This window comes from Mycobacterium lentiflavum (genome assembly GCF_022374895.2).
Classification (GTDB): Bacteria; Actinomycetota; Actinomycetes; order Mycobacteriales; family Mycobacteriaceae; genus Mycobacterium; species Mycobacterium lentiflavum.
This window is the reverse complement of the sequence record NZ_CP092423.2, coordinates 1,196,026-1,209,903: the sequence shown is the minus strand read 5'-3', so window position 1 is coordinate 1,209,903 and position 13,878 is coordinate 1,196,026. Positions and strand designations below refer to the sequence as shown.

The following is a 13,878-nucleotide window of genomic DNA, read 5'->3' as shown; positions in this document are numbered from 1 at the left end:
GACGGGTGTCCGAGTCTCCTCTTTACTGGCGGCAGCGTCCGCCTGAGGTCCGCGGCGGCCCGACGGGAAGGTCAACTGAGTGTCGCTTCCCGTGATCGGACCGCTGCCGCTGTACGGATTTCAGCGTCCGGTCCTGCTGCTGTTCGGGCTGATCCCGCTGGTCTTGCTGGCCGTGTACGTCGTGGTTGCGGCCCGGCGCCGGAACCGCCTGCGCCGCTACACCGAGGCGCAGGTGCCACAGTCGCCGTGGCGGCACCTGCCGATAGCCGTATCGCTGCTGAGCCTGGCGCTGTTGACCATCGCGCTGGGTACCCCGACCCACGACATGAAGATCCCGCGCAACCGCGCCGTGGTGATGCTCGTGATCGACATGTCGCAGTCCATGCGGGCGACCGACGTCGAACCCAGTCGGCTCAAGGCCGCCGAAGAAGCCGCCGCCAAGTTCGCCGCCGCGCTGACGCCGGGCATCAACCTCGGACTCGTCGGCTTCGCGGGAACGCCGTATCTTCTGGTGCCGCCGACCCCGCAGCACCAGGCGACCATCGATGCCCTGTCGAAGCTGCAGTTCGGCGACGGCACGGCGACCGGTGAAGCGATCTACACCGCCCTGCACGCGATCGAGGCGACCAACACGACCGGCGGGGACACTCCGCCGCCGGCCCGGATCGTGCTGCTGTCCGACGGCGGGGAGAACAGGCCGACCGATCCCAGTGATCCGCACGACGGTGTCTACACGGCGTCGCGTCTGGCCAAGGATCAGGGCGTGCCCATCTCGACGATCTCGTTCGGCACCAAGAGCGGCAGCATCAGCCTGGACGGGGTGCAGGTGAACGTCCCGGTCTCGACCGACCAGATGAAAAAGGTCGCACAGCTGGCCGGCGGACAGGCCTATACCGCGGCCAACCTCGACGAGCTCACCAAGGACTACGAAGCCATCCAGCAGGAGATCGGGTATCGCATCGTGCCCGGCCCCGGGGGATCCGGGTGGTTGCGCCTCGGGGTGCTCACCGCGCTGGTCGCCACGGTGTTGGCACTCCTGATCAACCGCAGGCTGCCTACTTAGGACCGCTCAGGCGGGCAACCTGCGGTTGAGCAACAGGCCGGCCAGCACCGCGCCGGCCATCACCACCGAACCGAGCAGCAGCCATGCCAGGCTCGCATCGCCCTTTACGGTCTCGTAACCGATCTGGCGCTGCAGCGTCCCGTAGACCTCCTTGAGGGACTGCAGGCTGTCGGCGTGGAACGCCTGGCCGTCGGTGATCTTGCAGATCTCCTGCAGGGTCTGGTCGTCGACCGGAACCGGAATCGTCGCGCCCTGGTAGACGACGGTCCCGTCGGGCGTACCGAACGAGATCGTCGAGATCTGTACGCCCTCGGCCTTGGCCGCGCGCGCCGCGGTGAACGCTCCCTGCGGGGCGTTGGGATCCAGCGGCACGTTCTCGGCGCCGTCGGACTCCAGCACGATGCGTGCCGGGGGCGGCCCGTCGCCGCCGCCCATCACCGCACCGACCGTCGCGATCGCCTGTAGTGCGGTGAAAATGCCTTCTCCGGTGGCGGTTTTCGGAGCCGGTTGCAGGCCGTCGATCGCGGCCTTGACGGCACCGCGGTTGGTCGTCGGCGACACCAGCAGGGTGGCGTTGGCCGCGAACGCCACCAGCCCGAGATTGATCGCCGGCGTCAGCTCGTCGGCGAATTGCTTACCGGCCTCTTGCGCGGCGGCCAGCCGGTTCGGAGCCACGTCCGTGGCGGCCATCGACTCCGAGACGTCGATGACCAACATCACCACCGCGCGGTTGAGCGGAATGCGGACATCGGTCGTCGGCCCGGCCATCGCCGTCGTCAGCAGCACCAGCGACACCGCTAGCAGGATCGTCGGGATGTGGCGCCACCGGGACAGCCGCGCGGGCGCGACGCGCTCGAGCACTTCCATGTTGGCGAACCGCAGCACCCGTCGGCGTCGGGCGAATTGCTGGACGACGTAGAGCCCGATCACCAGCAGCACGGCCAGCAGGAGCAGGAAGAACCAACCATGCTGAAAGCCCGTGAGCGACACCGGACCCAGCAGTGGCAACTTCATGTCACGCACATTACGTGGCGCCGCAGCGACACGGTTCAGCCAGCGACTTACCCAGCGACAAGGTCCCGGCGCGCAGTGAATTTGATGTCGAGACTGCGCAGGTGGGTCTGCAGCCCGGCGTCCTGAACGGGAATCAGGTGAGCGGGCTGACCGGTCTCGTTGAAGTGGGCATGCCACATGCCCGGCGGAGTGGTGAACGCACCACCGGCCTGCCAGTCCACTCGGATCGGGTCGGCGATGTCGCCGCGCTCGTCGAGGCGAGTGCCCAGCAACGAGTAGCAGCCGCTGGGTGGAGCATCGAGAATGAGATCCAATGCGACCGATTGGTGCCGATGCGGGCGTTGCTCCTGGTTGGGCGGCAGCACGCCGAACATTGCCCACAGGACGTGGGTGATGGTCAGCGTCTGCTCCTGGTTCTCGTTGGCCAGCAGCACGCTCACCCGGCTCTTGTCGTTGGCGCCGGGACGCGACGCGATCTCGTCCAGCTTGGTCACCGCGTCCGTGCGGCAGAACTTTGTCGCGGCGAACCTCGGCTCGCGCGCCTCGGCGCCCAGGTAACGCAGCAGCGGCTCGTCATGCACCCAATACATGGCCGCCTCCGAGTCGGCGTAGAACACCGAGCGGGAACCGGCGGGCAGGGTCAGGAAGTCACCCTTCTCCCACTTGACCAGCTGCCCGTTGACCGCGGCGAAGCCGTGCCCGAACAGCACGTAGTACAGCTGCGAGGTGGCGTTGGGACTGGTGTCGATCTGCTCACCGGCGCGGATGCGCAGGAAGTTGGCCAGCAGTGCGGGACTCGTCGCCGCACCGCTGATGCCCAAGTCGGAGGACAGATCCAGCGGCACGATGCCGGTCGGCTGGTCCATGTAGACCTCGGGACCGAACTGGGTAATCGGAACCTGCGGCGCATACCCGGAGCCGATCGGATTGGCAGCCTTCGAGTACTCGAAGTAGCGGGCCTCGTCGGCCCAGTCGGCGAAACGGCCCTCGAACCCATACTCGGCCACGTTGGTCATCGGGGCGGGGATCGTCGGGTCCAAGTTGACGGACATCGCGCATCTCCTTAATGCTTAGGTGCATCTTGTGTTTAAATCGTATCTATCTTGTATCTCAGTGTCAACCACGTCATCGGGTACGGTATTGGGCCTGAGATACGACTGAGCTACAAGGGGGCGCCGTGGTTGCGACCGCCAAGGACCGCGCGCTGGAGTACGTCAAGACCCAGGTGCTCACCGGAGCGTTTCCCGGCGGCGAACTGATCAGCGAGGGTGACGTCGCGACCGCGCTGGGCATGTCGCGAACCCCGGTGCGCGAGGCCTTTCTGCGCATGGAGGCCGAGGGCCTGCTGCGGCTGTATCCGCAACGCGGGGCGCTCGTCGTACCCGTCTCCCCCGACGAGGTTCGCTCGGTGATCGAGGCCCGGCTGCTGCTTGAACAGCACGCCGCGCGCAGAGTGGTCGGGCGCGGGCCCGCCGTGTGTGCCGCGGTGTTCGAGCGGCTGACCGCCGAGCTGCAACGGCAGCGCGAGACCGCGGCGGCGGGCGACTGGCGCGAATTCCTGGATTCCGATCGCGCCTTCCACGCCATCACCCTCGAAGAGTCGGGCAACGCGATTCTGTCCGGCTTCTACTCCTCGCTGCGCGACCGCCAGATGCGGATGATCGGCGAATCGGCACTGCGCGAACAAGATCGGGTCGCGACGATCATGCGTGAGCACCTCGCGATCGCCGAGGCACTGCGCGACGGTGATCTGCCACTTGCGCAGCAGGCGGTGCAGACGCACCTGGCCAGCACCGTGCGCGCGATCGGTCTCGCGGTCGACTCGTCGTTGATCTGACGAACGGCCGACACGGTCTTATACAGACGCCCAAAACCGCCCGAAGGCGAATCGCGCGTGCTAGAAATCCCTACAAGGGGTCGACCTCTTCGGGCGGGGGTTTCAACCAAAAGCGCTTCGCCGTCATATTGGTCCGTCCGAAAGGCAACGACGCCATGGACTTTGGGTTGCTCATGCCGGAAATCAACTCCGCTCGCATGTATTCCGGACCCGGGTCGGGCCCGCTACTCGCCGCCGCGGCGGCCTGGGGCGAACTGGCCGCTCAGCTGGAATCGGCTGCCAGCGGCTACTTTTCGGAAGTCTCCGGCTTGACGGGCCAGACGTGGTTCGGCCCGTCGTCGATGCGGATGGCCACCGCCGCCGCACCCTATGTGGCCTGGCTGCAGGCGGCCGGCTCGCAGGCCGCCGCAACGTCGGCTCAGGCTTATGCCGCGGCCGCGGCCTATGAGGCGGCGTTCGCGATGACCGTGCCCCCACCGGTGATCGCCGCCAACCGGGCCCAGCTGATGGCGCTGGTCGCGACGAACTTCTTCGGGCAGAACACCCCGGCGATCGCGGCGACCGAAGCCCAGTACGGCGAGATGTGGGTGCAAGACGCCACCGCGATGTACACCTACGCCGCCGACGCCGAGGTCGCGAGCACCCTGGCCCCGTATGACGAAGCCCCGCAGACCACCAACCCGAACGGGCAGGCCGATCAGGCCCGCACGATGGCCCAGAGCGCGGGCAATCTCACCAGCGCGCGCACCCAATCTTTAGTGCAGCAGGTATCGACCAACCCCACGGCCCAGTCCCTCGACTACACGATCTCCCTGCCGCCCGGCCAATCCGCCAACGTGTCGCCCGGCAGCGTCATCTCCGTGGGGAGCCAAACACAGCTGTCCGTCAGCGCCGGCTCAGTCCTCGTGGCGTCCGACGAACCCGTCGGCTTCTTGACGGTCCACGCCTCCTACCTGTCGTCCATCACACTGCAACCCGGCACAGTCTTTGTGGCCGTCTCTGGATGGTCGGAGGGGGGTGTCGCGGTCCAGCCCGCCACCCTCATCACCGTGGGCGCGACGCCCATCACCCTCACCGCGACCCCGACGGTACATATCCTCGGCGCCACGGGCACCCTCAACGCCGGCTCCGTCATCCTCCTGCCGGGGACCAGCGTCACCACCTTCGGCAACACCGCCACCGGCATCGCCGGCTTCGCCGGTGCGACCGTCACCAACGTCACCGGCACCGTCACCTACACCGCCACCAGCCCGATCCCCGGCCTCGTCACCGCGGCCAGCTCGCCCGGGCTGGCCGGAACCGCCGGAATTCAACCCCAACTCAACGCCGACGGGCTTGCGGACTGGGCCCGCGGCCTTGTCGCTCCCGCAGAAGAAGCCGCCGCGGCGGCCCTGGGGTAAGCGGTAGCGTCGAGTCATGAAGCGCTGCATCGTCGGCGGATTGGGCGCCGTGCTGCTGGCGGGCGGGCTGCTCACCACGGCGCCGCCGGCCAGCGCCGGCTGCCAGTACGGCGGACCCGTGATCAGTAAGTGCGACGGGCCCATTGCGCCCGACGGCACCTGGGAACGGTGCGTGGTGGCGCACAACTTGGTGCCCAACGGTGCGAGCTCTTACTTCGTGCCCGAGCGGACCTGCAACATGATGGGCCCGGGGGGCTTTGACCCCCACATCGACGGCTGAGCTTTTTGTCGTAGCCCTCCACTATACTCGAACGTATGTTCGAAGCATCGGAGTTGCTTGCCCGGATCAGCGACGCCGCACGCGCGGAGGCCCGGGCCGCCGCGGCCCGCCTGGAGGCGATCGGCGACCTGTACACATTGCGGCTGGCCCAGCACGGCGAACGCGCGCAGTGGGCGGCCGACACCAGCGATGCGGTAGCCGTCGAAATCGCCGCCGCGCTACACACCAGCGTGGCGATGGGCCACAGCAACCTGCGGTACGCCCGCGCCATGCAGGAGCGGCTGCCGGCCGTCGCCGCCGCTTTCCGTTCCGGAGACATCGACTTTCGGCTGTTCCGCACGATCGTGTTTCGCACCGACCTGATCGTCGACGCCGAGGCGCTGGCCGCGGTCGATGCGCAGCTGGCGATCAAAGCACCGCGCTGGCCGTCGATGACCAGCTGGAAGCTCGCAACGGAGATCGATCGCATGGTCGTCAGGATGGACCCCGATGCGGTGCGCCGAGCGCGCGAATACGCGGAGGACCGCTATTTCAAGGTCACCGCGATGGACCCGGGCATGGCATTGATCAACGGAACCGTTTTCGCGACGACGGGCCAAGCGCTCGATCGCCGGCTCGACGAACTCGCCAAGACGGTGTGCGACGACGATCCACGCACGATCGAGCAGCTGCGCGCCGACGCGTTGGGCGCACTCGCGGCCGGCCTCGACCGGCTGACGTGCGGATGCGACGAGGCGGGCTGCCCGGCCGGTTCTACGCCCCGGCAGTCCAACTCCGTGGTGATTCACGTGGTCGCCGACCGTGCCACGGTGGACGGCTCCGGCGCGGCTCCGGGATTTCTCTACGGCGACGGCATCATCCCGGCCGAGATTGTCCGCGAGCTGACGAAAACGGCCAAGCTGCAACCGATTACCGCCGCGATGGCCGCAGAATCCGGATACCTGCCGTCGCGGCCACTGGCGGATTTCGTGCGGGCCCGCGATCTCACCTGCCGGGCCCCTGGCTGCGACCGGCCCGCCACCGAGTGCGATATCGACCACACCGTGCCCCATGGCGATGGCGGTGCCACCCACCCGTCGAACCTCAAATGCCTGTGCCGAAAACACCATCTGCTCAAGACTTTCTGGGGCTGGCGCGACCAACAACTGCCCGACGGCACCGTTATCTGGACCCTGCCCGGTGGGCACACCCGCGTCACCACACCCGGCAGCGCCCTGCTGTTCCCCGCCCTGTGCGCCGGTGTGGATCCGCCGCCGGTCGTTGCGCTGCCGGACACGCGGTGCGACAACCGCGACGCGATGATGCCGACCCGGACCCACACTCGCGCGCAGAACCGCACCGCGCGCATCGCCACCGAACGCCAGCACAACCGGGCATCCCGCGAAGCCCGCAAAATGCGCCGGCAAGCCGCGGTTGCCGTCTCGCCATCCGACGACGAACCGCCGCCGTTCTAGCCGATCAGCACCGCATACCGCGGCTTGATCACCTCGTCGATGAGCGCCAGCCGCTGGTCGAACGGAATGAACGCCGACTTCATCGCGTTGATGGTGAACCGCTCGAGGTCGCTCCACCCGTAGCCGAAAGCCTGTACCAACCGGTGCATTTCGAGGCTCATCGTGGTGTCGCTCATCAGCCTGTTGTCGGTGTTGACGGTCACGCGGAAGCGCGCGCGGGCGAGCAGATCGAAGGGGTGGTCGGCGATGCTCTTGACCGCGCCGGTCTGCACGTTCGAGCTCGGGCATAATTCGAGCGGAATTCGCTTGTCGCGCAGGATCGATGCCAGCCTGCCCAACTGGACACCGCGGCCCTCGACGACTTCGATATCGTCGACGATGCGCACGCCATGGCCGAGCCGGTCCGCCCCGCAGAAAGCGATCGCCTCGTGAATGGACGGCAGACCGAACGCCTCACCGGCATGAATAGTGAAGCGCGCGTTGTGATCTCGCATATATTCGAACGCGTCCAGGTGTCGCGTCGGCGGATAGCCGGCCTCGGCACCGGCGATGTCGAAACCGACAACTCCCTTGTCCCGGAAGCGAATTGCCAGTTCGGCGATCTCTCGCGACATCGCGGCGTGGCGCATCGCGGTGACCAAAAGACGCATGACGATCGGGCGGCCCGCCGCGGCGGCGGCCTGCTCGCCGGCGGCGAAGCCCGCCAGCACGGCCTCGACGATCTCGTCGAAGGACAGCCCGCGGTTGATGTGTAGCTCTGGCGCGAAACGGATCTCGGCGTACACCACGGAGTCGGCGGCCAGGTCTTCCACGCACTCGTAGCCGACCCGGAACAGCGCGTCGGGCGTCTGCATCACGGCCACGGTGTGTGAGAACGGCTCCAGGTAGCGCTCCAGTGAACCGCTGTGCGACCGAGTGCGAAACCAGGTAGCCAGCTCGTCGGCGTCGGTGGCGGGCAGCTCGTCGTAGCCGATCTGGCCGGCGATGTCCAGCACGGTCGACGGGCGCAATCCCCCGTCGAGGTGATCGTGCAGCAGTGCCTTCGGCGCTTGCTGGATCTGCCGTAATTCCAGCGGGGCGCTCACGAGACGACCCCAATGATCAGCGGCCGCGGCCGCGGTGCCGTGTCACGCACGCTCCAGCCGGGGTCCAGCTCGGCCATCGCGGGGCCGAAGCGGTCGGGGGTGTCGGTGTACAGCGTGAACAACGGCTCGCCGGCCGCAACCGGCTGCCCCGGACGCCGATGGATACGCACGCCGGCGCCGGGCTGCACCTGCCCACCCGGGCGGGATCGACCCGCGCCGAGTCGCCAAGCTGCCAGCCCCACTGCCATAGCGTCGATGTTCCCCATTGTGCCGCTCCGCGTCGCGATCACGGTCTCTGAATGTGAACCGATTGGCAAGGGGACCGACAAGTCGCCGCCCTGGGCCGCGACCAGCCGGCGGAAGCGGTCCATCGCGGTGCCGTCGCGCAAGGTCTGTTCGGGTTCACGGCCGTCGATCCCGGCCAGCTCGAGCATCTCGGCGGCCAGCCGGATCGTCAGCTCCACGACGTCGGGTGGTCCGCCGCCGGCCAGCACCTCGAGCGCTTCGGCGACCTCGAGCGCATTGCCGACCGTCGCGCCCAGCGGGCTGTCCATATCGGTCAGCACCGCACGGGTGGGCACACCGTGTGCCGCACCGAGCCCGACCATGGTTTCGGCCAGTTCGCGACATTGTGCCTCCGACGACAAGAACGCGCCGCCACCGACCTTGACGTCGAGCACCAGCGCGCCGATGCCCTCGGCCAGTTTCTTGCTCATGATCGAGCTGGCGATCAACGGCAAGGAGTCCACCGTGGCGGTGATGTCGCGCAGCGCGTAGATCTTCTTGTCGGCGGGGGCCAGCTCACCGGCGCCGAAGATCGCCGCGCCGATGTCGCAGAGTTGTTGATGCACTTGATGTTTGGATATCGACGCAGTGAACCCCGGGATGGATTCCAGCTTGTCCAGGGTGCCGCCGGTATGGCCGAGCCCGCGGCCGGAGACCTTGGGCACCGCACCACCGCAGGCGGCGACGACGGGCACCAACACCAGCGTGGTCTTGTCGCCGACCCCGCCGGTCGAATGCTTGTCCACGGTGGCCAGCGGTTTACCGCCGGAGCGCAGAGCGCTGAAATCCAGCCGGTCACCCGAAGCCAGCATCGCCGCTGTCCACCTGACGATCTCGCCGTGGTCCATGCCACGCCAGAAGATCGCCATCAACAGCGCCGCCATCTGCTCCTCGGCAACGCGACCATCGGTATAGGCGGCGACAACCCAATCGATCGCGGCATCGGACAACCGGCCACCGTCACGTTTGGTCCTGATGACCGTCGGGGCGTCGAATGCGAAGTCAGTCAAGGACGTTCCCGGGTGAGATCATCGGCTTCGAACGGATCGGGCAGTAGCTCTTCGAGGCGGCGGGGGCCGGCCGGATGCGCGATCAGCAGGTCGCGTCCGCCGTGCTCCAGCAGGACTTGGCGGCATCGCCCGCACGGCATCAACACCGCTCCCTGTGAGTCAACGCACACCAGGGCAACCAACCGGCCGCCACCGCTGGCATGCAGGGCGGACACCACGCCGCATTCGGCACAGAGACCAAGGCCATATGAGACATTCTCCACATTGCAGCCGGCGACCACGCGACCGTCGTCGACCAACGCAGCCGCGCCCACCGCGAATTGCGAATACGGGGCATACGCTCCCGCCGCTGTTTGTATTGCTTTGTCCCGCAGCGCATTCCAATCAATATCAGGCATACCGCAACCCCAATCACCGATCGGCCCAGTCGAGAAAGCCACCCTAACCCTGGCACGAAAACGCCGTTGACGAACTATGAGGCTGGTTGGGGACCTATCGTTGCCGGGCTAAGCTCGATTACCCGGCTTTAGTTTCGCGGATGAATAAGGGAACTGGTTTGAGCACTCAAGCGACGACCACAGATTCGGCATTACCGACACCGCCTCCGGAGCCATCACGCAAGCGGCGGCCACCACGGACCCTGTATCGGGGCGATCCGGGGATGTGGTCGTGGGTGCTGCATCGCATCAGCGGCGCGACGATCTTCTTCTTCCTGTTCGTGCACGTCCTGGATACCGCCCTGGTGCGGGTGAGCCCGCAAACCTACAACGAAGTGGTCGCGACCTATAAGACGCCGATCGTCGGCCTGATGGAGTTCGGTTTGGTCGCCGCGGTGGGATTCCACGCGCTCAACGGGATCCGCATCATCTTGATCGACTTCTGGGCCGACGGTCCCCGCCACCAGAAGACGATGCTGTGGGTCGTCGCCGCCATCTACCTGTTGGTCATGGTGCCCGCGGCGGTGGCCATCGGCATCCACATGATGGAGCACTTCCGATGAGCAGCCCCGACCTTCAGCTCGGGCCCGGCGAGGTGGCGCCGGTTCTGCAGCGCAGCCACGATCGACCCCCCAGCCTGGACAATCCGCGCTCGCCGCGGCGGCGGTCCGGCATCCCCAACTTCGAGAAATTCGCCTGGCTGTTCATGCGGTTCTCCGGCGTCGCGCTGGTGTTCCTGGCGATCGGGCATCTGTTCATCATGCTGATGTGGGACGACGGCGTGTACCGCATCGACTTCAACTACGTGGCCCAGCGCTGGGCGTCGCCGTTCTGGCAATTCTGGGACCTGTCGCTGCTGTGGCTGGCGCAGTTGCACGGCGGTAACGGCCTGCGCACCATCATCGACGACTACAGCCGCAAGGACAGCACCCGGTTTTGGCTGAACAGCCTGCTGCTGTTGTCGATGGGATTCACGTTGGTGCTGGGCACCTACGTGTTGATGACGTTCAACCCCGATGTCGGAGGCTGACCCGTGATCCAGCAACACCGATACGACGTGGTGATCGTCGGCGCGGGCGGTGCCGGGATGCGGGCGGCCGTCGAGGCCGGCCCGCGGGTGCGCACCGCGGTGCTGACCAAGCTCTACCCGACCCGCAGCCACACCGGCGCCGCCCAAGGCGGCATGTGCGCGGCGCTGGCCAACGTCGAGGACGACAACTGGGAATGGCACACCTTCGACACCGTCAAGGGCGGTGACTATCTCGCGGACCAGGACGCCGTCGAGATCATGTGCAAGGAAGCCATCGACGCGGTGCTCGACCTGGAGAAGATGGGGATGCCGTTCAACCGCACCCCCGAGGGCCGGATCGACCAGCGCCGCTTCGGCGGTCACACGCGCGATCACGGCAAGGCCCCGGTGCGCCGGGCCTGCTATGCCGCGGACCGCACCGGCCACATGATCCTGCAGACCCTCTACCAGAACTGCGTGAAGCACGACGTGCAGTTCTTCAACGAGTTCTACGCGCTCGACCTGGTGCTCACCCAGACGCCCAGCGGGCCGGCGGCCACCGGCGTCGTCGCCTACGAACTGGCCACTGGACGTATCCACGTATTCCACGCCAAGGCCGTGGTGCTCGCGACCGGCGGCTCGGGCCGCATGTACAAGACCACCTCCAACGCGCACACGCTGACCGGCGACGGCATCGGCATCGTGTTCCGCAAGGGACTTCCGTTGGAGGACATGGAGTTTCACCAGTTCCACCCGACGGGCCTGGCCGGACTGGGCATCCTGATCTCCGAGGCCGTGCGCGGCGAGGGTGGCCGTTTGCTCAACGGCGAGGGTGAGCGTTTCATGGAGCGCTACGCGCCGACGATCGTCGACCTGGCGCCCCGCGACATCGTCGCCCGTTCAATGGTTTTGGAGGTTTTGGAGGGCCGCGGCGCCGGCCCCCACAAGGACTACGTCTACATCGACGTCCGCCACCTCGGCGAGGATGTACTAGAGGCCAAGCTGCCCGACATCACCGAGTTCGCCCGCACCTATCTGGGCGTGGACCCGGTCAATGAGTTGGTGCCGGTCTATCCCACCTGTCACTACGTGATGGGCGGCATCCCCACCACGGTTACCGGACAAGTGTTGCGGGACAACACATCCACCGTGCCGGGCCTGTACGCGGCCGGCGAGTGTGCGTGCGTCTCCGTGCACGGCGCCAACCGGCTGGGCACCAATTCGCTGCTGGACATCAACGTGTTCGGCCGCCGCGCCGGCATTGCCGCGGCCAGCTACGCGCGGGGCCACGACTTTGTCGACATGCCGCCGAATCCGGAGGCGATGGTGGTCGGCTGGGTGGCCGACATCCTGAGCGAGCACGGCAACGAACGCGTCGCCGACATCCGCGGCGCCCTGCAACAGACGATGGACAACAACGCCGCGGTGTTCCGCACCGAGGAAACACTCAAGCAGGCTCTCACGGACATCCACGCGCTCAAGGAGCGCTACTCGCGAATCAGCGTGCACGACAAGGGAAAACGTTTCAACAGCGACTTACTGGAAGCCATCGAGCTGGGCTTCCTGCTGGAGCTGGCCGAAGTCACCGTCGTGGGCGCCCTGAATCGCAAGGAGTCGCGCGGCGGGCATGCCCGCGAGGATTACCCGAACCGGGACGACGTCAACTACATGCGCCACACGATGGCCTACAAGCAGGGCAGCGAGCTGTTGAGCGACATCGCGCTCGACTTCAAACCCGTCGTGCAGACGCGCTACGAACCCAAGGAGCGGAAGTACTGATGTCTGAAGAGGTCGGGGAACCACCCCTGCCCGCAGTTCCGGACGGCGCGGTGATGGTGACTCTCAAGATCGCGCGGTTCAACCCCGACGACCCCGACGCATTCGCGAAAACCGGTGGCTGGCAAAGCTTTCGAGTGCCATGTCTGCCCAGCGACCGGCTGCTCAACCTGCTGATCTACATCAAGGGCTACCTGGACGGCACCCTGACCTTCCGGCGCTCTTGCGCCCACGGCGTCTGCGGATCCGACGCGATGCGGATCAACGGTGTCAACCGGCTGGCCTGCAAGGTGCTGATGCGCGACCTGCTGCCGCGCAAGCAGGGCAAGCCCCTGACGATCACGGTCGAGCCGATCCGCGGGCTGCCGGTGGAGAAGGACCTGGTCGTCGACATGGAGCCGTTCTTCGACGCCTACCGGGCGGTGAAGCCGTACCTGATCACCAGCGGCAACCCGCCGACCCGCGAGCGTATCCAAAGCCCGACCGACCGCGCCCGCTACGACGACACCACCAAGTGCATCCTGTGCGCGTGCTGCACCACCAGCTGTCCGGTGTTCTGGAGCGAGGGCACCTACTTCGGCCCGGCCGCGATCGTCAACGCGCACCGATTCATCTTCGACAGCCGTGACGAGGCCGCCGGTGAGCGCCTCGACATCCTCAACGAGGTCGACGGTGTGTGGCGCTGCCGCACCACGTTCAACTGCACAGAGTCCTGCCCGCGTGGCATTCAGGTCACGAAGGCGATCCAAGAGGTCAAGCGGGCGCTGATGTTCTCACGCTGAGTCCGGCGCAGTTGCACTCGGCGACCAGGTGCTCGACCACCGCCCGCCAGGCCGCTTCGTCGATGCAGAGCTGGCTGGCGGTGAGTACCAGGCGGTCGGGTTCGCCCGGCAGGAGCGAGACCGCGAACAACCGACCGGTGTGCATATCGAAGCTGGCCAAATGCCGCGCGATGACGTCGGCGACGCGTCCGCCGGGGGGCTCCACGCCCCACGCCCAGCCCCCGCCCGGTCGGGTCATCCAGATCTTCAATTTCGACTCGAACACGGTGCCAAGGTCGGGGTGAGCGGCGAAGACCGCGTCGACCGCGGCGCGGACGCGCGCCTGGTCCAGCCGCGGTTCGGCGATCAGCACCTCGCTGTGGGTGGCAGGCTCGATGTCTTCCAGGCGGGGCGGCTCGTCGAAATAGCAGTAAGTCATCACCACACATTTGCCGAGGATCCTTATC

Annotated in this window: 15 protein-coding genes; 9 read left to right on the top strand and 6 right to left on the bottom strand. The window is 66.9% G+C overall.

The window, feature by feature from the left end:
* Positions 1–79: 79 nt before the first annotated feature.
* A complete protein-coding gene (locus MJO58_RS05890; protein ID WP_090600665.1) occupies positions 80–1,063 on the top strand; it encodes a VWA domain-containing protein in 984 nt (327 codons plus the stop codon).
* A 6-nt stretch (positions 1,064–1,069) separates the two neighbouring features.
* Here MJO58_RS05890 and MJO58_RS05885 read toward each other — a convergent pair whose 3' ends face one another.
* Both MJO58_RS05885 and MJO58_RS05880 read right to left on the bottom strand, forming a co-directional pair.
* On the bottom strand, positions 1,070–2,077 hold the full coding sequence (locus MJO58_RS05885; protein ID WP_090600664.1) for a VWA domain-containing protein: 1,008 nt from the start codon (positions 2,075–2,077) through the stop codon (positions 1,070–1,072).
* Positions 2,078–2,124: 47 nt separating this feature from the next.
* Positions 2,125–3,129 carry a cupin domain-containing protein gene (locus MJO58_RS05880; RefSeq protein WP_090600663.1) on the bottom strand — a complete coding sequence of 335 codons (1,005 nt, stop codon included), beginning with the start codon at positions 3,127–3,129 and terminating at the stop codon, positions 2,125–2,127.
* Between the two features lie 125 nt (positions 3,130–3,254).
* Here MJO58_RS05880 and MJO58_RS05875 point away from each other — a divergent pair, with 125 nt between their 5' ends.
* The 4 genes from MJO58_RS05875 to MJO58_RS05860 all read left to right on the top strand — a co-directional run bounded on the left by MJO58_RS05875 (position 3,255) and on the right by MJO58_RS05860 (position 7,048).
* Positions 3,255–3,914 carry a GntR family transcriptional regulator gene (locus tag MJO58_RS05875; protein ID WP_239722270.1) on the top strand — a complete coding sequence of 220 codons (660 nt, stop codon included), beginning with the start codon at positions 3,255–3,257 and terminating at the stop codon, positions 3,912–3,914.
* A gap of 155 nt (positions 3,915–4,069) precedes the next feature.
* Complete coding sequence (locus tag MJO58_RS28720; protein WP_276553188.1) at positions 4,070–5,314, top strand: PPE family protein; 1,245 nt, start codon at positions 4,070–4,072, stop codon at positions 5,312–5,314.
* A 16-nt stretch (positions 5,315–5,330) separates the two neighbouring features.
* Entirely contained in the window at positions 5,331–5,594 is a 264-nt protein-coding gene (locus tag MJO58_RS05865) for a CDGP domain-containing protein (RefSeq protein ID WP_239722269.1), read from the top strand.
* Between the two features lie 35 nt (positions 5,595–5,629).
* Positions 5,630–7,048: an HNH endonuclease signature motif containing protein gene (locus tag MJO58_RS05860; protein WP_239722268.1), complete on the top strand. Its 1,419-nt coding sequence runs from the start codon at positions 5,630–5,632 to the stop codon at positions 7,046–7,048.
* Here MJO58_RS05860 and MJO58_RS05855 read toward each other — a convergent pair.
* The 3 genes from MJO58_RS05855 to MJO58_RS05845 are packed head-to-tail and all read right to left on the bottom strand — an operon-like array spanning position 7,045 to position 9,826.
* On the bottom strand, positions 7,045–8,133 hold the full coding sequence (locus tag MJO58_RS05855) for an adenosine deaminase (RefSeq protein WP_090600659.1): 1,089 nt from the start codon (positions 8,131–8,133) through the stop codon (positions 7,045–7,047). The genes MJO58_RS05860 and MJO58_RS05855 overlap by 4 nt on opposite strands.
* Positions 8,130–9,428, bottom strand: coding sequence for a thymidine phosphorylase (locus MJO58_RS05850; RefSeq protein ID WP_239722267.1), 1,299 nt, complete (start codon positions 9,426–9,428; stop codon positions 8,130–8,132). The genes MJO58_RS05855 and MJO58_RS05850 overlap by 4 nt, the downstream gene beginning before the upstream one ends.
* Positions 9,425–9,826, bottom strand: a complete 402-nt coding sequence (locus MJO58_RS05845; protein ID WP_239722266.1) for a cytidine deaminase — start codon at positions 9,824–9,826, stop codon at positions 9,425–9,427. The genes MJO58_RS05850 and MJO58_RS05845 overlap by 4 nt, the downstream gene beginning before the upstream one ends.
* A 263-nt stretch (positions 9,827–10,089) precedes the next feature.
* Between MJO58_RS05845 and sdhC the strand changes: the two genes are divergently transcribed.
* Genes sdhC through MJO58_RS05825 form a run of 4 tightly spaced genes read left to right on the top strand, consistent with a single transcriptional unit; the run spans position 10,090 to position 13,432 of the window.
* Positions 10,090–10,428 carry a succinate dehydrogenase, cytochrome b556 subunit gene (gene sdhC, locus MJO58_RS05840; RefSeq protein ID WP_239723177.1) on the top strand — a complete coding sequence of 113 codons (339 nt, stop codon included), beginning with the start codon at positions 10,090–10,092 and terminating at the stop codon, positions 10,426–10,428.
* The gene (locus tag MJO58_RS05835; RefSeq protein WP_090600655.1) at positions 10,425–10,895 is read left to right on the top strand and encodes a succinate dehydrogenase hydrophobic membrane anchor subunit; all 471 of its coding nucleotides are present in this window, start codon (positions 10,425–10,427) and stop codon (positions 10,893–10,895) included. The genes sdhC and MJO58_RS05835 overlap by 4 nt, the downstream gene beginning before the upstream one ends.
* Before the next feature lie 3 nt (positions 10,896–10,898).
* The gene (gene sdhA, locus MJO58_RS05830) at positions 10,899–12,653 is read left to right on the top strand and encodes a succinate dehydrogenase flavoprotein subunit (protein WP_090600654.1); all 1,755 of its coding nucleotides are present in this window, start codon (positions 10,899–10,901) and stop codon (positions 12,651–12,653) included.
* Positions 12,653–13,432, top strand: coding sequence for a succinate dehydrogenase iron-sulfur subunit (locus MJO58_RS05825; protein WP_090600653.1), 780 nt, complete (start codon positions 12,653–12,655; stop codon positions 13,430–13,432). The genes sdhA and MJO58_RS05825 overlap by 1 nt, the downstream gene beginning before the upstream one ends.
* On the opposite strand, the gene MJO58_RS05820 is transcribed toward MJO58_RS05825, so the two are convergent.
* Complete coding sequence (locus MJO58_RS05820) at positions 13,404–13,850, bottom strand: condensation domain-containing protein (RefSeq protein ID WP_090600652.1); 447 nt, start codon at positions 13,848–13,850, stop codon at positions 13,404–13,406. The genes MJO58_RS05825 and MJO58_RS05820 overlap by 29 nt on opposite strands.
* Between the last annotated feature and the right edge of the window lie 28 nt (positions 13,851–13,878).